We start from the raw sequence: 20,922 nt of genomic DNA, 5'->3' as shown, positions 1-20,922 counted from the left end.
AAAGTTATGATAACAGAAGTCTAAGGGGGTGAGCAAAATCGCCCTATATATTAACTAATCCTCGTTGTAATCTGGAGTGGTGTATGAAGCACACGCTGTATATCCTGAATGGAGAGCGCCTGCTCAATATGAAATACACCGGGGGAAAGCTTCTCTTGATACATCTTCTCCGCCGTAGCTGCTGCAACCGCTGCCGTCACATCCGCTTCGCGCTGTCCAACAATAAGCTGCTCCATTACAATAGGTTTCCCTTTCGTCCATCCTTTTGCGTCCACCTTAACAGCATACATTTCTTCGCCGCCTGGAATCAGACCAAATGCCTTAACCGTAGCATTACGAATCGAAGAAATACGCAACAATCGGAATATCCCTAACCGTTTGGCAAGTGACATCGCTCTTGTGATCCATCGAGAGTCCAGACACAGCCTGGTAGAAACCGTTGGAATCTGTAATGTACGAGCTACGACATGCTGATCGGAGAAGTTGAATCGATACGACTTTCTGCGTCCAAGTTCCTCTCCAAAATCAATCCATTTGCCATCGTCAAAGCTAGCTACCTCCGCATGTTCTCCCTTCTGCGTAACCTGATATGTCGTATTCATCTGATCCACCGTCCACTCCACGGCTGCTTTTCCATGTTTCTCACCAAGACCTAACATCACCGTAATATTTACTTCATCCGTCTGATCCATGCCATCTACAGCTTCACGAACGAGTAGATTGGTGACTCCTGGTGATAGCCCAACACTTAACATCGCCGTTGCTTTTTTGGCCTGCATCTGTTCCTGTAATCGTTCTACCTGAGCCAAAAAATCGTATTTCGCTGTAATATCCATATAATCTGTTCCTGCCTCCGCACATGCTTCGACAAAATGAGTATGCATCTGATCTACGCACATCACCACAAGCTTAACCTTAGCTAACATCACAGGATCGATATGCTCTCTTACATCAAGTTGGAGCGGAAGGACAGCTCCATTCGTAGATCGACTGAATTCCTCAGCCCGATTCAACCTCGGACCCACAGCCCACACCTTTCCAGGGAAAGCTTGCCCTAGCTGATTACATATCATTTGCCCAACCTGTCCATACCCGCCTACTACCCAGATTTGATCCTTAACCGTTGCAACCTTAGATACGTCTTGCATAATAACCCTCCACCCAGAACGACCCGAAATATCGTGTAATATCGGTAAACCCGCATTCTCCAAGCAACTGAATCATCACCTCAGATGATATAGGATCTGACTCTTGGCCTAAGGATGTAGCGAATCGTTCCCATTCATCCACTGTTATTCCGGCAAAAAGCATATGTTCTCGCCAAGCGTTCATTATCGTTGCATAGGCTGGTGAATGCAGGTCAGCATTAACGGCAGCAATAAGGAGTGGTGATCCTGGCTTGAGTTTAGCTGCAAGACTATGCAGTAACCGTTTTTTTGCTTCCAGGCTCTGAACAAAATGAAGCATTAGCATACAGGTCGCGCCATCGTACATCGCCTCTTCCGACATCGCTTCAATGGAAGTCATGCGAAGGTCTACTCTAGATTCCAACTCCAATTCAGCGACCCGTCTTACAGCAAGTTGAAGCATTGGTTCTGATAGATCTATACCTGTAAAAGACCATTCAGGATGACGACTTCCAAGCAGCGTCAACTCTTTCCCACCGCCGGCTCCAACAATAAGCAATCTAGCTTGTGGTTGATTCATTAGCGAAGCAGCAAGCAGCCGTTCCATTAGGTCATGCATGTGTGCATAACCTGGGATTTTCATCGCTATTGATTGCTCGTAACGGTTCTCGTCCGCTGTATCCCAGCTCATTCGTTGTGGATCATCTTTTTCTCTCATATGTGCTTTACACTCCTTGTGGTGAATCTATAATTAACAAACGAGGAAGATCGTTGCATCCACATAGCTTATGAAGTAAACGTTCAGGAGAAACGCATGCATTTCAAGTAGCCTACTCACTTAAGAAGTCCTTAGCTTAGCTTCTTCCCGTCATCCCTGCTCTCTTCGTTCTCGTGTTAAATATGGCGTTAACTGATATACTTTCATTATAGAAGCGTGATCCACGCACTCCTATCCCAGAACATTGGGATTCTTAGGGGAAAGGAGCAAGAAGAATGAACATACATATCGGACGTAAAGAGCAATCCATCACCAATCTTGAAAAAGAAACCTGGACCTCTCGTACTTACCGCGAGGCTGCTCTCCAACATATCCTAACTCGGATCCCTTATGATGCATATTGCTTCACAACGGTTGATCCCCATACCCTTCTCTCGACAGGTGCCGTTACGGAAGATGGCATTGAGGCCATACACGATCATCTTTTCTTGAATGAATATACTGAAGAAGACCTCCATAAATATGCGGATATGATTCGTTCAGGCAAGCATACGGCTATTCTTCGCGCCGCTTTGGATGAAACAACTGAACGAAGTGCTCGCTACGAAACGATTTTGAAACCAGCGGGATTCAGTGATGAGCTACGTGCTGTCTTGATCTGTGATGGGGCTTGCTGGGGATACCTAACCTTATATCGCAGGACGGAAACTGCCCTATTTACGGAGGAGGAACGTGTACTTTTGCAGGACTGGACAGGCTCTCTTGCAAGAATGCTTCGTAAGACTCAGCAGAGTCTTATGGATGAGATTCTGAGCGGGAGTCCTCAAGAACCGGGGATTATGGTAGTCTCGGATGCTTTTAAGTTGTTGTCGCTGAATGAAGCTGCCGAACATTGGCTGACACAATTACGTGCTCTGGAGCAATTAGACGATAATGTCATTCCCCGTCCAGTCCGTGCTGTCAGTTCTCATCTACTAAGTCGACTACTTCGTCCATCTAATCTGAATACGAGTTCCGAACCTCGTGCAGCCTTTACCTCGCAGTCCAAGGCCTGCATCCAACTGTTGGATGGTCGGTATCTCGTGCTTCATGCTAGCCGTATGCGGACACTAGACGGCTCTGGACAGATTGCTATCCGTTTGGAACAAGCCATGCCACAGGATTTACTCCCCTTACTGGCAGACAGTCACGGGTTATCTGATCGTGAACGTGAGCTACTTGGATACGTTCTTCGCAGCTATTCCTCCAAAGAAATCGCTGCCGCGATGTTCATCTCGGCGTATACCGTACAGGATCATCTAAAATCTATTTTTGCGAAAACAGGTGTCTATTCACGCCGTGAGCTAATCTGGTTTTTCGTTTCCCGTTTTCATCTAAGCGACAATCAAATGAATTAAAAAAAGAAGCCTACTCCGCTCTTGGAATAGGCTTCTTACTCATCAAGCATAGGTTTCATGCCCGATCATTATGATTTTGCTGGTTTCGCAGGTTTAACGGTTTTGGTCGTTTTCGCCTTTTTGTTATGAACGTTCTTCACCGGAGCAACGGGTGTCTCCTGCGGATGTTCAACTGGGTACAGTTTGCGGAACAATAACGTTTGTAATACCAAGAACGAGCCACCGATCGTCCAATACAGCGGCATTGCAGCAGGTGCTGATAAGGAGAAGAACGCCATCATCAACGGAGAGAGGTAACCCATAATGGCGAACTGCTTACGCTGTTCAGGTGCCATATTTGCTTGAGATACCTTCGCTTGAATGAGATAAATGACCGCTACAACAACAGCAAGTACATAGTCTGGTGCACCAAGCTTAAACCACAAGAAGGAATGTGACGACAGTTCCGGCGTAAGCCGAATTGCAGTGTATATCCCTGACAGAATCGGCAACTGAATCAGAAGTGGTAGACAGCCAATATTCAGTGGATTGAACTTATGCTTCTTGTATAACTCCATCGTCTCCTGGGATAACTTCTGACGATCAACCGCATCATTCTTGCCCTCATACTTCTTCTTAATCGCATCAAGCTCTGGCTTCATGGCGTTCATGATAACACGTGTGCCTTGTTGAGACTTCGCTTGACGCATCATCAGAGGCAATAAGGCTAATCGAATGATCAGTGTAATCGCGATAATGGCAACTCCATAGCTCCCATTAAAGATCGTTGCGATGTGTTGAATCAGGTAAGACAGCGGGAACACGATATAGTGATTAAAGAATCCCGGTGTCGTCGAATTAATCTCCGATACATTGTTGCTACATCCGGCCAATAACATAACTGCGAATAAAATCGCAATCAGCCCATACGTCCGTCCCCTGCCCGATGTAAAAGTGAATCCCTTGTTTGATTGTTGATCCATATATATCCTCCTCGTTGATTTGTACGACGTTCAATCAACGAGGACACACAATCCGGTTCATCTTCATCTGGCGCTTCTCTTCGTCTGACCATGCGACTTAGATCTTCTGTTCTGTATTGACTATGCAGAGAAAGTGCCGGAAGAATGGGATCTAGTCCATCACCAGCTCGATCTCCAATCCAATACTCGGTCATGCCACAGTGTAGATGTGCAATATATGCATAACTTACTGTGAAGATGAGCCCGATGGAGAAAATGTAAGGTAACAACTCATGTAATTCAAACAAGGGATTCACCCCCTTTATAGGTTTATTTTTATATTATAACACTTACATATTGAATTTGCATGTACTGGATCGGTAAAGAGCGTTACCTTATTTTACTGCTTCCGAAGCTCTGCTAATTCACGTGACGCGGTGTATCTCGATACGTTAAACGAAGACCATGAGCGGTCATTCTTTTCTAATAAATACTGTGATTGGTTCAACAGCAGCAGCTCGTGAAGCTCCGGGTAACTCTCATCAGCAAATTGCTTTAATTGTGGAACCGCATCTGCTGATAGATTAGCCAAATAATCTGCATCAATCTGACCCGATTGGTGATAGCGCTCGATGTTACGTTCTGCAATCTGGTTATCCATCCCCACGTAGTTCATTGCCACATATGCTGTGAGTGTCAGTATGATATAACAGCGGATTAGAGGAATCGTTGTGTACCGAATACGTAAACCCGCGATCAACAACAAGAGTGCAAGAAAGATCATAAATGCATGCACAAGGAATCGGATATACGTATATCCATACGCCTCTTCATAGAGACTAAGGCGCATGAAGGCCGAATACAGCATGACAGCAGAACACACAATCAACAACGTCAGCAATACCTGATGTACGATGGTGCTTATTTTGCCGCCTGATCGTGTAAATTGCAGTGCAATAACGAGAATGAAGAAGTTAATGCCTGTCACCAGAACAAGTTCAATGAATCCACTTCTGGCATACTCCGCATACGACAATTCTGAAGGCAGATTACCCACGCCTGCCCCGAAGAGATAAGAGAATTGAACAAAAACAAATAACAGATATACACTGTTGATCACGAATAACACGGTTCCAATAATGATTGGATCTAGCCGTAACGGTTCCACGAGGTGAGGTTTCGAAAGATTCGAATCCGGTGTTGTTCCTTCATAGGATGGGCTCACCAGGACTGAATCCGAGTTCTCTCCATCATCATCACGCTGCGCGAGCGGAAGTGCTACGGACTGATTTTTCCAATGAGCGTTCTCTCGCCTCTCCGACTCATACTCCATCGGTTGTACAAATCCCCATACGTAGCTAAAGAAGAACACACTTGCAATGATAATCCAGATCACCCTTGGTAGACCGGGTGTCAACGTTAAATCGTTCAGCCATGTTGGAATTCCAGATAAATATTGATTAAAGATGCCATCGGCAGAGGTTAGCAACCCCACTACGACGATTAGGATGGGCAGCGATACGATTAAACCAATGAATACTTTGGTAACAACAACTTTCTGCTTGTTAGCCAGCTTGCGTCCACCTTTTTTCATCAGAGTTCTTCCGATGGTCGGCCAATGGCGTATAGATTGAGGCAGCAGATGATCCACAGCTAAACCAATTAAACTAATCTTCCACCATTGTGTCTGCTTCCGGCCAATCAGATAAGCCATATGTAAAATAATTAATCCCGGTACAGTTAGGAAATTGAGCGCATGAAACAGTTCATTATCGAACAACGCAAAAGTTAAAGATAATAACAACACTACACTCGCGATGAACAGATCTACCCAAGCAAATGCCTTTACTCGATCTCTCGCAAATACAAACATATAACCATAGAAAAGCACAACAAACAGTGGATAGGATACACCTACCCCTTTGTCAAAAAATAGATACTGATGCACAATAGCCAGTACCAACGCAGAACATAGCGTAATTAACGCACGATTGGGTGAATCCAATATTTTCTTAATCATGGGAATTACCTCCATTAAACTTTCTACGTTTCATTCTAGATGATAAAATAGGAAGATAAATAGAAATATCAAATCGGAAAAGTTCTTATTTTAGGAAGGGAATAAATTACAATGAAATTGCATCAACAATATCTGCTGTTACATCAACAATTTGGCCATTTATCTGAACATGAAGTCACACTCGCTGAACTTGGAGAATTGCTGGATTGCACACACCGAAACACATTAACCATTGTCAAAAAAATGATCGGACTCCACTGGATCGATTGGATGTCCCAGCGTGGACGTGGACGAAGATCCACGCTTACCCTGCTCATCCCCGCTGAGAAAATTGCGGCAGAATACATGATGCAAGCCATGAACCGTCGTGAACTCCAGCAGGCAGCAGAGCACATTGGTGCATTCTCGAGCTCGGTCACGATGCAGCATCATCTGAACCAGTGGTTGCTCGGTTATTCCGGACATCATACCGAAGAAGGAATACATAATGAACGAATTGATACCCTACGACTGCCCATTAGACAACAGATTCATGCCCTTGATCCTATGTATATTAATCTGTTAGCTGAATCTTTCATTACCAGTCATGTATTTGATGGATTGGTTCAACGCAACGAAGCGGGAGAGATTAAACCTTGTTTGGCGCACACTTGGGATGTAAGTGAGGATCGTATGACTTGGATTTTTTATTTGCGTAAAGGCGTGAGCTTCCATGATGGTCAGTATCTCACCGCTGAGGATGTGGTCTACACATTTGAGAGATTACAATCTACGAAGCGGAGGAATTTATACAAGGATGTGAGTAGACATATCTTATCCATCGAAGCAAGGGATTCGTTAACGGTATGCTTCCGGCTCACCAAACCACATGAAATGTTTATCGATTTTCTCACAACCAGCCGGGCATCCATTGTATCTCCAAGGCTACACCCCATGTCTGACTCATCCGATTCAGTAGTACAAGAAGAGCCTTATCCGGCATTAAAACCTGTGGGAACTGGTCCGTTCAAGGTTAGTGTGTGGGACGAGCATTTGTGTAGACTTGACGCACATCCGGCTTATTTTCAAGGTAGAGCTCAGTTAGATCGGGTAGAGATTTTGCAAATTCCATGGAGCGCACCTACGAATTGGAACGACCACACAGCAATGGAGTCACCTTTCTTCCATCTTGTCCATAACCCTTTATCCTCTACGGGAGCAGCCTGGAGCCAGATTAGCGCTGGTGTGACAGTTCGCAAATTAATTACCTGTAATACGCAAAAAATCGGACCGCTCAGCGATCCGACGATAAGAGCTCACGTGCAAGCATGTGTTGCGAGCGAGGGTCATTCACTTTTCAAAGAAGGGACTGTCGCAACCTCTTCACATGAGTTAGAGAGCGGATCAACCAATCGAGAGCATGCTAATGACTCTCTAGATAGAATTACGCCCATCAACCCCAAAACGCTCCAGATCGCAACCATTGCTCAGTATCGTGAAGATGCGGCTCGCTTAGCGAAGGCTCTGGAGCGTCACGGATATACCTGTACGATTCGGACCGGAACGATGGAACAATTCAAGGGCGATCTGCGGCTCCAATGCGATCTCATTCTGTTCTCTCTCATCCGAGATCGAGATGTGGAATTGCGCAGATACGATCTGTACATCACGCTATCTGAACACCTGGACGAACGAAGCAAGGAAACGGTGCAGATTATGCTGACCCGCGTGATTTCTGCCAGACACCCCATAGATCGAACGTTAGGCTTAGATCAGATCGAACAATTTTTACAGGATCAGTCTCTCCTCATGCATTTAACCGAAAAACCGATAGAAACAGCCTATCTGCCTTCTGTTCGCGGTGTATCCTTCAATAGCCAAGGTTGGGTGGATCTCCGTCATATCTGGTTTCCTACAAGTTTAGATGAAGTCACAGTAAAGTCATGAGGTAGTTAAAGCCTCTGTCATTCCAGACCGAGCACATACAGGGCATGATTTCAAACTAGTCTCAGCCTTGTGATCCAGCAATCTTTTCATTCCGAATAGAAATGGTATCTTTGCGACGGTATATGCCAAGAACCAACCCCAGCACTGCGTATTCAAAGGTCAGATGACTACCGTGACTAAGAAAAGGAAAGATCACACTTACGATAGGAACGTAGCCTGTGGTCATCACAACGGAATAGAACATCTGTATTCCAAATATCATAGTAATCACTACAATCATCATGCGACCAAATTCATCTCGTATGCTGGGAATCATTTTAATCATGTGAGCGATAAACCAGACAATGCCTAGGACAAATACGACACCTGCTGACCAACCAAATACATCAATGAGCATGACTAGAGGATAATCAAGGTACCTAATTCCAAATGTAGTGAATGTCGATTCTAGCCCGTTGCCCCACCATCCAGCAGACTGAACAATGTCAATAATTGAACGATTGTAATATCCCATGCCATAAGGATCATTCTGGAGATCAAAAACAATCCATATTTTCTCTAAGCGGTGGAAGTTATCATTGGCAAACATTAAAATTGAAGTTGGAATTGCAATAAAAATTACTGTCACGGTAGTGTAAAGCCATTTTTTCGTAAACCACGCAAATAATATAACCATAACAACCACAAATAGTACCAATCTCACCCAATCAACTAGTTGGAAGAACAACACTGCTGGGAGCAACACAAGCCCAATATAAGTTAGTAAAGATCTTATTGTAATTTCAGACCGCAACTTATCCAACATGATTGCACCTATAGCAAGCGGTAATATCCATAAAGCAGCGCTACTCAGATCAAAAGCGAAACCGAGAACGTTAAAGTAACGGTTCTGACCTTCCATCAATGGATAAATCGCACTTATAAACATCATTAAATTTAACAAGATATAGATCGGCCAAGCAAGCTTTCTCCATTTCCGATAATCAAACCAGATAAAAAAGCCTAAAACCAGTAAACACTTTATGGTACGAACAATATGATCACTGTATAAGAATTGATAGGGTTCCTGTAGAACATTCGTCGTATAGATCCACATCGTTAATAAACTAATCAACGCCATAGTTAAAAGCCCTGTCAGTAGCCCCCAGTGTATTCGTTCACGGTGCAGTCGATGCAGTCGATGCAGTCGTTTGCCTACTACCTCTGGATTACCCATCTGCTCAATCGCATATTCGGCTGCCTCGCTACGGCTGAACCCCTCTTGCTCTCTGTCGAGCATCATTTCCTCCATATGATTACCTAACTCATCACGCAAATCTTTATGTACTTCACGTGCTTTAACTTGACTGCATATCTCATCCAAGTAATGCTCTACATCACGATTAGGCTCCTTCACGTTAGTCCCCCCTCTCCAAGAACTTGATCCACAGCACGGCGGAATAGACGCCACTCTTCTTTCTTATTCTTCAGCGCTTGAATTCCCTCACCCCGAATAGAGTAATATTTACGTTTTCTGCCCTCTACCTCCATCCAATACGACTCAACCCAACGTTCAATCTCCATCGCATGCAAAATAGGATATAATGTTCCCTCTTTCAGGTTGAACACACCCTCCGACTGACGGTGAAGCTCCTTAATTAGTTCATACCCGTATAGTGGCTTTTCCTGAAGTAATGTCAAAATCAACGTTTCAGTGCTTCCTTTAATCATTTGTTTATTGACTTGCAATACGTTCTACCCCCTTTCCAACTAGATTCACACCTCTTAAATAAGCTCCAAATTATATACATCGGAAATCTATGCATAGATAATCTAGGTATTATATTACCTAATTCTTCCTTTATTGTCTATCCTTTTAACCCGATCTTTTATGATAAAATAATCCATGTGTCTGCAGTTACACTTTCCATCCGTAACAACAGAGACATATGACTAACTACTAAATTACATATGTTGTTGATTACAAGGAGGCTAACGTCTGTGAGCAAACTTATTTTCTTCCTAGGTGGGGCTGGAAGCGGCAAGACAACACTTGCCAAAACCCTGTCTCGTAAATATAAAGCCGCTTTCTTCGATATGGATATCCTGCTTCGCCCTGCCGCTGAAGCTATTATGACACTGCAAGGGCTTGACCCTTCCGATCGCGATTCACCTGAATACAAGCGGCTCTGCCGGGATCTCGGGTATCGTATTACGATGGATGCTGTGCTCGATAATGTGCAACTGGGTATCGACAGCGTTGTTGTGGGTCCCTTCACCAAAGAAACCGATACACCTGATTGGATCGAACAGGAACTTGCCAAGATCGGTCGTTCACTTCAGGATACTGATGTGCGTGTAGCTTACATTTATTTGAAGAACGAAGCATTATACCGTGAAAGAATTATGGCAAGGCAGTCTCCGTTAGATGATTGGAAACTTGCCAATTGGGATGCCTTTGTAGCCTCCCTCGCCCGAAAACAAGTGGCATGGCCACTTCCCGCTAAATCCGTGACGTATATTGATAACTCGGCGGATGATCCATGGATTGCTTTTGCAAAACTCGAACAAGACATATACGAGTAACGCTCGTACCTTATGCGGATGATCTTACCTTGATTCTTCTCTTCCTATAATTCTAATTCTCTTTTTCACGCAGCAAAACAAAAATTTAAGGGATAGGTTCGCCGAGCTAAGATGCTCGTGTTGAACCTATCCTTTTTTTTGCATCATACGATTTCAACTATTACTTTGCGGAATCACGCAAAACGATTGCGGAAGCACCTCAATATTTCACGCTTACTACGGAATCGCTAATTCTGTCTAAGTGATAGATTACAAATGTAGGCTGAATATTATTGAGCTTAACCACATCTCAACTCAAAGGAGTATTTCATGAAATCTATTTTTGTAACTAACCAAGGTTCTAAATGTAATACCATGTGGAAACGAAAAGTAGTTCATTTGATGCTGGTTGTATCCATGAGCTTAACACCATTGGCACATGTATCAGCAGAACACGGATCACTGAATGACCCCTCGAATCCCCAAGAAACCGAAGCATTTATGGATAATTTTATGGAGAAACCTGAAGTACAGTCCGTACTACAAGGTGCTGTCGTCACCGTAGTTCACAACAATCAGGTTGTTCTTAATAAAGGTTACGGCTATTCCAACGTAGAAAAAAACACTCCTGTCGATGCCAACTCAACCCTGTTTCGAGTAGCTTCCATCTCCAAAACATTCACCGCAACCGCCATCATGCAATTAGTTGAAGAAGGTAAGGTAGATCTCAATCGAGATATAAGCGAGTATACTGATGATCTTAACATTACCAACAACACGAAGACTCCGTTGACGCTGAAACATCTAATGACCCATACGAGCGGGTTTGATTACACCGATCCCGTAACTTCGGTTAGCGAACCGAACGATTCTTATTCGCTTGAACAATTTGTTAAGGATAATAAACCGGCAATTGTTCGAAGTCCCGGAGAAGTGTTCCGTTACGACAATTACGCTTACACCCTTCAAGGATACATCGTTCAAAAGCTATCTGGTATTCCGTTTGAGACTTATGTACAGCAACATATATTCGATCCGATCGGAATGTCCAATAGTAGTTTCTCTCTTACTTCGGAAATGTTAGCAAAACTCGCTACTCCTTATGATGCCGAAGGAAAAGAATTGCCTCAGTACCCTAATGTACCCAGTAGTTCACCTGAAGGCGGATTAATTACAACGGGACGAGACATGGCGCATTTCATGCTTGCTCAGCTTAACCAAGGTTCTTACCAAGGGTCACAAATACTTAAACCATCTTCTGTACAGGCCATGCAATCCCTGGATGTGTCGATACACCCTGATATACCAGGTACGGGCTACGGATTCGAATCCAGTTACTCACAGCATAATCACGGACATCAGGTTGTGAGTAAAGCAGGTGACCTTACTGGCTTCCATTCCAATATGTGGTTACTCCCCGACCAACATACTGGACTATTCATCGTATTCAACAGTGATGGTCCTGATCTTAGAGAAGCGCTCTTCCGGGCATTTATGGAACATTATTATCCCAATACCAAGAGCGATTATGTCGATTACAACGTACCTGAAGCTACGCTCCGTTCCTATGAAGGGCTGTACCGTGATATCCGACTGCCAGCATGGTTATATGAAATTTCAGCAACAGAGAACAAGTTACAAGTTACCGATGCTTATGGCGTACACATACTAACACCTGTGAAGGACATGCTGTTCCGTGATGAGAACGGCACACTTGCAGGTTTTAAGAAAGATATTTCGGGCCATATTGCCTATTTCTACTATAACAAACCAGATAGCTGGTCTGAAAAACTACCCGAAGCCCAGAATTATCAAGACGTTCCCACAGACCATCCATATGCTCCATATATCTATCGTTTGGCACAGATTGGTCTATACTCACAAGATCATGCTCTCTTTGAACCTGAGAAACCCGTAAACCGAGGAGAATTTGTCGCACAGATTGTAGGTATAACAGGAATAACGCTATCCACTCAAGCTCCAAAACTACAAGATACAGCAACAAGCCCTTATGCCGCCTATATTCAAACGGCTCTTGAACTTGGGATTGTGCAAGGAGATCCCCATGGTTTGTTCCGCCCCAATCAACCCATAACCCGACAGGAAGCCGCACTAATGATCTGGAGGACAGCATCTCTCCTACTTGGAGCACCCTCCCAGCAGGCAAACCTTATGGGTTCACATGATGCATGGGCAGCGGAGGGCATTCAATTCGTTGTCGCTCTTGGTCTGTATGGGCCAGAAGTAAAGGTATCGAGCAGCGGTGCTGTCGATTACAAAGCAAAACAGCCCATGTTGAAACAGGAATCCTCGGTTTTGATGTACAAAATGCTAGGGACTCTGCTACATTAAAGAGCGTGAGCAATCGCAAGCCTTGCCATTGCAGCATGGCTTGCTTTTTTCATATATTCTATGAATAACCAATCTACATGATAAGAACGGATGATTTCTCTCAATGAGCCCAACCTCTTCATTACATAGATTCATAAGGCATAAAGTGAGCGTGTTATGGTTTGCAACAATATTGTGTTTTGTGCTGACAGCCACTTATCTCCATACCTCTTCTTATCTTCATCCGTATATAGGACTTTCTCTGAAACTCTCTCACACCAATCAATGGGTGGTACACGAGGTAGACCCGGAAGGTGTAGCTTCTTCATCAGGGATCAGATCAGGTGAGATAGTTGTCTCTATTGAACCACAAGGAACAACTAAATTGCTGAATCAGGATGACATCTATACTGTTAGTGATGCCTCTGCGATCCATGTAGAGAATCCTCTCGGTCAGACAGTACAATACTCCATGAAGCCCGGCTTTAGAGAACTGTTCAACATTTTGTTCTCATCTACCATGGAGCTGCTGCTTTTGTTTACTGGAAGTTATGCATTGTTTAGCCAGCCTGGTTCACGAGTGATGCGTCTCTTCTATCTTCTGAACCTGTCTATGGCGATATGTATACTCACCATCTATACCTCTCAACTGTCCTTATCTAATTATATCTTGGCTTTTTGTGCAGCATGGTTACCTTATTGGCTGATCGCTTTCTATTTATCATTTGCATTCCGCACCCAACAACATCGCTTCCGGTTACTGTTGTTCATTAGCAAATGCGTCGCTATTGCGTACAGCGCTGGCTTAGTTTTCCTATATATTAAACGTTGGCTATTGTCCGAAATTCAGCTGAATCACGGGATGACCATTGTTAAGACATCAATTGCACAGTCTGGCCCTACAAACCTACTTAATTTCATTTTTTGCATGACGCTTCTGATTGTGATCGGGATTACATGGTTTAATCGCAAAAACTATAGTCGCAAGGAGCAGAATCAGCTGTTGCTTATGTCGACAGGTATAATCGCTAGTCTGATACCCTTCATCTTTGGTTTTGCTGTTCCGACTCTGCTGCAAGGTGATCCGCTGTTACCTGTTGAATATACATTAATCGGGTTCATTCCTTTATCATGGATGTTCACGTATGTACTTGTACAGAGAAGTATGCTCGACTTCAAGCTGGTGATGCCACGTCTAATCGTCCATGTGATGTATGCTTTAAGCGTATTTGCATTACTCGTGATTGCTTCAAAGCTAGATAAATTAATTCAAATCGGCATGCTCTTTGTCTTATTTCTCCTAATCACTTGGGTTTACCAGTATAGCCAAACCTACTCCCGTAGGAAGAATAAACTCAATAAAGAATGGCTCGAACGTCAACAACTACGGATAACCGTTCGTATGGCCGAGCAGCAGAGCATGCGAGATATGTTTCGCCTATTTGCCGAGATGTTTCACAAAATGTTGGATATTGAAGGTGTAGCTATTATTTGGGCAGATGATCATAATAGATTCTCTCAAGAAGGTACAGGTACATACGCTACCATTGGAGATATAAACAACGACACTTTGAATGTTGAGAGTTTACTACAACAATATGGATTTGCCCAGGTTTGGGAATTGTCAGGGGAACCAGAAGCAGAGGTAGCTGGATATTTGGGGATTGGTCACAAAAGAAATCATACTCTTTTTTCGGCAGAAGAACAGGATATCATTGATCAAGGTAGGCTCGAAGCAATACGAATGCTCGTGAACAGCAAGCTTCTCTCCGATCTGCAGAAGCGTTATGAACATCGTGTGAGTCAAACCGCGCTCCATGAACATCAGATACGTCGTCATCGTGAGTTTAATGATATTTTAATGGAAGCCCAGCAGGCTGAACGAATAAAGACCTCATATTTTCTCCATGACCAACTACTTCAAAACCTAATATTTCTGTCACGTGATTTGGAAGAATTCCATGATACAGGTGAGACAAATACGGAACAGACCGCCGTTTGGCTAGATTGCCTATATACTTCCCAGAAAGATATTCGCCAGTTATGTGATGATCTGTACCCTCATATCATAGATCGTAGTGAGCTTCAGGAGTCTCTGCAATGGCTTGTTCGCACACTTCAAGTGAAGAGTGACATCATTTTGGAACTGAGCTGTGGCACTCTTTCTGCTGAAGTGGAGCAGGAACCTCTGAAATCCACTGTATTTCGAACCATACGTGAACTCATTATTAATGTGATGAAGCATTCCCAGGCTTCGCGCTGCTCTATTCAAGTGTACATTAGGGATAATGATTTGATATGCCAAGTTAAGGATGATGGCTTAGGTTTCGATGTTCATTCCACATTTGATTTTTCAAAAGCTACATCAGGCCACTTTGGTTTAATTTCTATACACAGCAATATCCAGCATCTCTCTGGAGAAATCACTATAAATTCTTCCCCTGGTAAAGGAACTTCGATAAACATTGGTTTGCCTTTACGAGCAAAGGAGCTACATAACAATGAGTGAACCTATAACTGTCGTATTACTTGATGATCACCCTCTTGTCATGGAAGGTCTCAATAATCGCCTAAATCGAGAACCCGGCATACAGGTGCTAAAAACATTTAATGATCCTATGCTTTTCTTATCTGAAATAGAGAAGTTGGAACCAGACGTGGTTGTGATGGACATTCGCATGCCTCAGCTTGACGGATTTGAAGTAACAAAAAGGTTGAAGGAGCAGTACGGCTTATCCGTCAAAATCATACTACTCTCAGGTTACAACTACCACGAATTTCAATTAAAGGCTTATGATCTTGGCGTTCATTCCTATCTATCAAAGCAAGCAACATACGGACAAATTATAAACGCCATCCACCAGAGCATGTTGGGTCATGTGCTTGTACCTGAGAAAATGCTTTCTGCTAATTTGGAAGAATCCCTCACACCAACAGAGCGTGAAGTTCTTAATCACATTGCAATGGAGATGACTAACAAGGAAATTGCACAAGATTTGAATATCAGCCCGCGTACAGTGGAGTATCATATCACTTCCATTACGCAGAAGTTTGGAGTCAAATCAAGAATAGGAGCGGTAGTGAAAGGCTATCAGGCCGGAATTCTCGGAGATATCATACTCCCACCCAAAAATTAAGCACAGCGATTGTAACTGTAACATCAATAGAGCGGCAGAACTTCCAAAAGTCCAACAAAAGGAAGGTTCTGACCGCTCTATTGATTTGGACACTCATATGCTTTATCAGAATATTCTTATTCAGAGAATCGCGCTGCTTGGCGCTGTGTAATACGATTCGTGATTAACTCATGACTTGCGTCAATCTCTTCCGGTGTGCAAGCGGATTTGAGCTCATATACTTTTACCGGGGACTGTTCAATGATATCCAGAAATGAATCAAAGAATGACAGATCGTTACTATGTACATATGGACACCAGTGATCCGACAAACCAACCGTCTCATGGATATGTACGCCAACTACATGCTTGACCAACGCATTAGCTTCACGTACATTATCGTACAGTCCCATGCGATCCATCATCATACCATGACCAATATCGTACCAAAGTCCAAGGGGGGCACCTTTCAGATTATCGATCAAGATTGCTGCTTCATGTAAAGTAGGCATCTGATAACAGCGTGATCGGGTCTCAATTCCAAAATTCACTCCATATCCACGCTGCTCAGAAATTTCACATACCTCTTCAAGACTCTCTTGAATTCGTTTCAAATAGTGCGCACTACCCGCTTCCCGCTTTTCCAGCATGTCCTGCCACAAAGCTTGATATGCAGGAGAGTCTTTCCCCTGTTCATGATAGATTTTTTTGAGTTCTTCATCCACATTATATTCAAATGGAACTTCCCCTGGATGTACTACGACAGCCTGTGCGCCATAACGGTGTGCATACTCAGCTGAACGGAGCAATAATTCGATAGCTCGCTGCCGGCGAGCTTCATCATCGAAACCAAGCAGTACAGAATCTGTGCCATAATCCGGATCAGCCACATGAGGAAACGTATTGTGTACACTGGAGATACCAATCTCGCCCCGCTCAATCATAGGTTCAATCGTCTGCAGCATATCAGCCGTAACATTATAGTTTAATTCCACTCGTCTAAATCCTAACGACTTGATCTCCTGAATCATGCTTGATCCAGTCGTATGACGTTTAATATTCCAGCACGTCGAGAAGGAATATTCCTGTTTGTCGATATACATGTCATGCCCTCCAATTGATGTGATTCGCTTCTAGTGCGAATGCGCTATATTCCTGCTTAAGCAGTACATTTTCAACGAAATAACGTTCAGCTGAACATTGATCACGTTACAATACTTCGTTATTGAAAGTTCAACTTAAATCGCATCGTATTGGAACTTACTCCGGGTACATATCGATAGATGATCTCGGTATACTCAGGATAGTTAAGTACCGATGGAGCAGGCGCTTCAGCCGTCACTGCACATAGCAACCCCGGTAAGCTCCACTGATGATCTTGAATGTTATCCTTTTCTATAAATGAGCCTCTGATCTCAAAATAAATTTCAATCTCATCCGGTGTCTCTAGACTAACCTCGATCATTAAGGAATCTTCCGTCAGATCAGCTTCAAATACGATTCCCCGCAGATGTGTATTCCAGCCTTCTCCCACCTCCCGGCGCGTTAATCGCAGATCATATCGGTCGCCCTGATCCGATTGCCAATGGATCGTAGCAGGAAACATCTGTCCATTGGTGTTGCGGCTACCTGACATTGCCCCAATCATTCGCTTCTCACCGATCCACGCTGTAGCGGTACATAGATTACGATTCGACGTAGGTTCGTTACGTTCACACAATTCAATGAACTGCTTCTGTACAAGCCGATTTCCTTGATGTTCCTTCAAATAAGGGATCACCTCTAATGGCGCTTCTCCCCCGACTAATGCAATTAAAGGCCCATGCTCCACTTCACAATTAACATCAGCCAAATGTACATACGCTTCACCTAATAGGAGATAAATGAACATGCCCACCGAACTGTGTGCTGTCATCTCCATATCATAAGCCCGGGCGAAGGGACCGGACAGATTTTCCAAATTAGCATTGTAGAACAGCGCAATATTGTTCCAAAGCCCCGCTTCGACCATACGACCAATCTCAATAAACTGTGCAGTACTTCCATATGTTCGCCACATCCCGAGTACCGTGAGATCCACTCCGTAATAGGTGGTCGAATTGAATTCAGCGAAGCTGTCATGCACCAAGAATTCATTCAACATACGGTCAGCCTGCTCATCCGAATGGGCGATCCAATCTGCATGATTGAATCGATGTCCGTAGAAATGCGTGATAAAAATATGCATGAGTTCAATATTCGTATTCATCGGAATGACATCCGACTTAAAGCGATCCATTGAAGCCGCGACAGCCAGTTTCATCGCATACTCCATCTGCTCTACTAACTGCTGCGGTAAGCGGTGAGAGAATTCAGCGAGAATCACTGCAAAAGCAGAGGCAATAAATTCGCGCCAGTTGGGATCATAACTTGTCCATACTGGAGGTAAAACCTGGTCCATCGCGGATTGGAACAGTTTCTTCACTTGTTTTCGCTCTGCAGATTCATTCAGTATTGATTCTTGGTTCCATAATGCATCAATAAACTTGGCTGATACCTTTTCGAACGTACGCTCCAAAAAATAGGCAGTCCCTGGCGCGAACTCTTTCCAATTGTAGTTACCCCTCGGTGGATCACTCACATCCGGGCGAGTTCGAAATGTCCCATGATATATTTCATCTGGAGCATCATATTGCATCGACAGCACACTTCGAATCACATGCTCTGCACGATGCACATCCCCTTCGCCGTTACGAAGAAGGAGCCCGAGTGCGTAGTGGGCACTTCCACGGGAGTCAAGCTGTCCAGCGTTCTCGTAACTTTGAATGAGTCTGGCATCATCAACATAAAGACCATCCATGTAAGTCATCGATTGATTCACAAGATGTTGCTGCGCTTGGGTCATATGCTCTAACACCTGTTCTGTCATCTTCAATGCGCATCCCCCTCAAAATTTAGCCTTTTACAGCACCTACCATAACTCCACTAATAAAATACCGTTGCAACCAAGGGTACACGAGCAAAATCGGTAATGTAGAGAAGATGACGCTGGCTGCTTTCAGACTTTCTGGAAGAACTTTAACGGAACCTATACCTTCGTTCTGCATCAATTCAGTGATTTGGTTTTGCTGGATCATCTGATACATTTTTAATTGCAATGGAAATAGATCAGGTTTGGTAATATACATCAGCGCATCTTGGAAACCGTTCCAGCGTCCCACAGCATAGAATAGACTTAACGTTGCCATGACCGGCAAGGACAGAGGTAAAATGATTCGTAATAATGTGCCAAAATGTGTACTTCCATCGATCTGGGCTGCCTCCTCCAGACTTTCCGGGATGCCTTTGAAGAACGCAATCAAGATGATCATATAAAATGGACTAATCAGACCCGGGAGAACAAGTCCCCAAGTGCTATCCAATAAGTGAAGGTTTTTGATCAGAATGTACTCTGGAATAATCCCGCCACTAAAAAACATCGTAACGACGATGGCAAGCATGAACCATTTCCGTCCTTTAAGACTGCTCTTAGCAAGCGGGTATGCTGCTGCAATCGTCATAACCATACTGAGCACTGTGGTTAATACCGTTAACCATACCGTGTATAAGAGTGAACGAATCATCGACGTATCGGCAAACACTTTGGCGTAAGCTTCGAATGATAACTCTTTTGGAAAAAATGAAACTTCCCCTGAACCGATCGCCCGGTTCGAACTAAGTGAGATCGCAATAATGTGAATGAATGGCGCAAGACACAGTACCATCGCAATGATAATAAGAATAACGTTCACCGTGTTAAAAATCCGATTGGCTGTGTTCTCAGACATGCCTGCCACCCCTTACTGTTCAGCTATAAGTAAACGAACTATAACAATTCATAAGATACTTCAACTGTTCCACCAATTACATAATGCTCTCATCTGTCAGTTTCTTCGATGCATAGTTAGCTCCTAAGATGAAGACAAGTCCTACAATGGCTTGGAACAAACCTACCGCAGTCGCAAGCGTGACCTGACCGGACTGGAGTCCAATACGGTATACAAATGTGCTGAGCACATCCGAATATTCCCGTACAGCAACGTTACCAATAATGAAGGGACGATCAAAACCGATAGAGATCATGTTACCGACATTGATAATGAGCAAGGTAACAATTGTTGTTTTAATACCTGGAAGCGAGATATGCCAGATTCGGCGCAGACGACTTGCACCATCCACTTCCGCTGCCTCAAACAGTTCCCGATTAATTCCCGTTAAGGACGCTAGATAGAGAATGGTTCCCCAGCCTGCACTTTGCCACACACCAACAGCCAGGTACGTGAAGAGCCAGTAGTTTTTGTCACTCAGGAAAGGCAGCGGATCCAAGCCGAAGCTTATCAGTACGTTGTTAATGAACCCGGATTGTGTGCCGAATACCTGAAGTACAATTCCTCCGATAATAACCCATGAGATAAAGTGTGGGATGTACAGCAACGTTTGAGCCATCTTTTTGAACCAAGCCTTCTTCAGTTCGAAGAGTAGAATCGCCAATATTAATGGTGCCGGGAATGACACAATAAGATCTAGAAAGTTCAGCATGATGGTATTACGGAGAGCATCGAAGAAATCCTGATTTTCGAACACTTCTCGAAATGCTTCTAGTCCAATCCATTCACTACCAGCAATACCCTGAAAGAAGTTAAAATCTTTAAAAGCGATCTGCACTCCATACATTGGCCCGTATTTAAAAATAATGAAGTAAATCATGGGCAGCAGGAGCAAAGCATACAATTGCCAGTTTCTACGGAGATACGTACCGTTTCTCATCAACTCTTCCCCCCATG

The 20,922-nt window shown here is 43.8% G+C and carries 17 protein-coding genes; 6 read left to right on the top strand and 11 right to left on the bottom strand.

Annotated features, from left to right (window positions below):
* Window positions 1-50 precede the first annotated feature (50 nt).
* Window positions 51-1,148, bottom strand: coding sequence for a saccharopine dehydrogenase family protein (locus tag V6W81_RS12805; protein ID WP_338543555.1), 1,098 nt, complete (start codon window positions 1,146-1,148; stop codon window positions 51-53).
* Window positions 1,132-1,845 (bottom strand): class I SAM-dependent methyltransferase, encoded by a 714-nt coding sequence (locus V6W81_RS12800; protein WP_338543554.1) that lies wholly within the window; start codon window positions 1,843-1,845, stop codon window positions 1,132-1,134. Before V6W81_RS12800 ends, V6W81_RS12805 begins: the two co-directional genes overlap by 17 nt.
* A 275-nt stretch (window positions 1,846-2,120) precedes the next feature.
* Between V6W81_RS12800 and V6W81_RS12795 the strand changes: the two genes are divergently transcribed.
* Window positions 2,121-3,242 (top strand): helix-turn-helix transcriptional regulator, encoded by a 1,122-nt coding sequence (locus V6W81_RS12795; protein WP_338543553.1) that lies wholly within the window; start codon window positions 2,121-2,123, stop codon window positions 3,240-3,242.
* A gap of 68 nt (window positions 3,243-3,310) precedes the next feature.
* Here the strand turns inward: V6W81_RS12795 and yidC are convergent, their stop codons facing one another.
* The 3 genes from yidC to V6W81_RS12780 form a co-directional block, all read right to left on the bottom strand.
* On the bottom strand, window positions 3,311-4,204 hold the full coding sequence (yidC, locus tag V6W81_RS12790) for a membrane protein insertase YidC (protein ID WP_338543552.1): 894 nt from the start codon (window positions 4,202-4,204) through the stop codon (window positions 3,311-3,313).
* Window positions 4,141-4,491: a hypothetical protein gene (locus tag V6W81_RS12785; protein ID WP_145048479.1), complete on the bottom strand. Its 351-nt coding sequence runs from the start codon at window positions 4,489-4,491 to the stop codon at window positions 4,141-4,143. The genes yidC and V6W81_RS12785 overlap by 64 nt, the downstream gene beginning before the upstream one ends.
* 92 nt (window positions 4,492-4,583) lie before the next feature.
* Window positions 4,584-6,203, bottom strand: a complete 1,620-nt coding sequence (locus V6W81_RS12780) for a DUF4153 domain-containing protein (RefSeq protein ID WP_338543550.1) — start codon at window positions 6,201-6,203, stop codon at window positions 4,584-4,586.
* A gap of 111 nt (window positions 6,204-6,314) precedes the next feature.
* Here V6W81_RS12780 and V6W81_RS12775 point away from each other — a divergent pair, with 111 nt between their 5' ends.
* Window positions 6,315-8,129, top strand: a complete 1,815-nt coding sequence (locus V6W81_RS12775) for an ABC transporter substrate-binding protein (RefSeq protein ID WP_338543548.1) — start codon at window positions 6,315-6,317, stop codon at window positions 8,127-8,129.
* Between the two features lie 61 nt (window positions 8,130-8,190).
* On the opposite strand, the gene V6W81_RS12770 is transcribed toward V6W81_RS12775, so the two are convergent.
* Window positions 8,191-9,525 (bottom strand): FtsW/RodA/SpoVE family cell cycle protein, encoded by a 1,335-nt coding sequence (locus V6W81_RS12770; RefSeq protein ID WP_338543547.1) that lies wholly within the window; start codon window positions 9,523-9,525, stop codon window positions 8,191-8,193.
* Entirely contained in the window at window positions 9,522-9,857 is a 336-nt protein-coding gene (locus tag V6W81_RS12765; protein ID WP_338543546.1) for a PadR family transcriptional regulator, read from the bottom strand. The genes V6W81_RS12770 and V6W81_RS12765 overlap by 4 nt, the downstream gene beginning before the upstream one ends.
* Before the next feature lie 252 nt (window positions 9,858-10,109).
* Here V6W81_RS12765 and V6W81_RS12760 point away from each other — a divergent pair, with 252 nt between their 5' ends.
* The 4 genes from V6W81_RS12760 to V6W81_RS12745 all read left to right on the top strand — a co-directional run bounded on the left by V6W81_RS12760 (window position 10,110) and on the right by V6W81_RS12745 (window position 16,141).
* Window positions 10,110-10,694: an AAA family ATPase gene (locus V6W81_RS12760; protein WP_310139347.1), complete on the top strand. Its 585-nt coding sequence runs from the start codon at window positions 10,110-10,112 to the stop codon at window positions 10,692-10,694.
* A gap of 309 nt (window positions 10,695-11,003) precedes the next feature.
* On the top strand, window positions 11,004-13,025 hold the full coding sequence (locus V6W81_RS12755) for a serine hydrolase (RefSeq protein WP_338543544.1): 2,022 nt from the start codon (window positions 11,004-11,006) through the stop codon (window positions 13,023-13,025).
* A 145-nt stretch (window positions 13,026-13,170) separates the two neighbouring features.
* Window positions 13,171-15,513 carry a sensor histidine kinase gene (locus tag V6W81_RS12750; protein ID WP_338543543.1) on the top strand — a complete coding sequence of 781 codons (2,343 nt, stop codon included), beginning with the start codon at window positions 13,171-13,173 and terminating at the stop codon, window positions 15,511-15,513.
* Window positions 15,506-16,141, top strand: coding sequence for a response regulator transcription factor (locus V6W81_RS12745; protein ID WP_338543542.1), 636 nt, complete (start codon window positions 15,506-15,508; stop codon window positions 16,139-16,141). Before V6W81_RS12750 ends, V6W81_RS12745 begins: the two co-directional genes overlap by 8 nt.
* Before the next feature lie 116 nt (window positions 16,142-16,257).
* On the opposite strand, the gene V6W81_RS12740 is transcribed toward V6W81_RS12745, so the two are convergent.
* The 4 genes from V6W81_RS12740 to V6W81_RS12725 form a co-directional block, all read right to left on the bottom strand.
* A complete protein-coding gene (locus V6W81_RS12740; protein ID WP_338543541.1) occupies window positions 16,258-17,223 on the bottom strand; it encodes a sugar phosphate isomerase/epimerase family protein in 966 nt (321 codons plus the stop codon).
* Window positions 17,224-17,342: 119 nt separating this feature from the next.
* The gene (locus V6W81_RS12735) at window positions 17,343-19,028 is read right to left on the bottom strand and encodes a hypothetical protein (RefSeq protein ID WP_338543996.1); all 1,686 of its coding nucleotides are present in this window, start codon (window positions 19,026-19,028) and stop codon (window positions 17,343-17,345) included.
* Window positions 19,029-19,053: 25 nt separating this feature from the next.
* Complete coding sequence (locus V6W81_RS12730) at window positions 19,054-19,926, bottom strand: carbohydrate ABC transporter permease (protein WP_338543540.1); 873 nt, start codon at window positions 19,924-19,926, stop codon at window positions 19,054-19,056.
* A gap of 76 nt (window positions 19,927-20,002) precedes the next feature.
* Window positions 20,003-20,905 (bottom strand): ABC transporter permease, encoded by a 903-nt coding sequence (locus V6W81_RS12725; RefSeq protein WP_338543539.1) that lies wholly within the window; start codon window positions 20,903-20,905, stop codon window positions 20,003-20,005.
* Between the last annotated feature and the right edge of the window lie 17 nt (window positions 20,906-20,922).

This window comes from Paenibacillus tundrae (genome assembly GCF_036884255.1).
GTDB lineage: Bacteria > Bacillota > Bacilli > Paenibacillales > Paenibacillaceae > Paenibacillus.
This window is presented reverse-complemented; position numbering and strand designations above follow the sequence as displayed.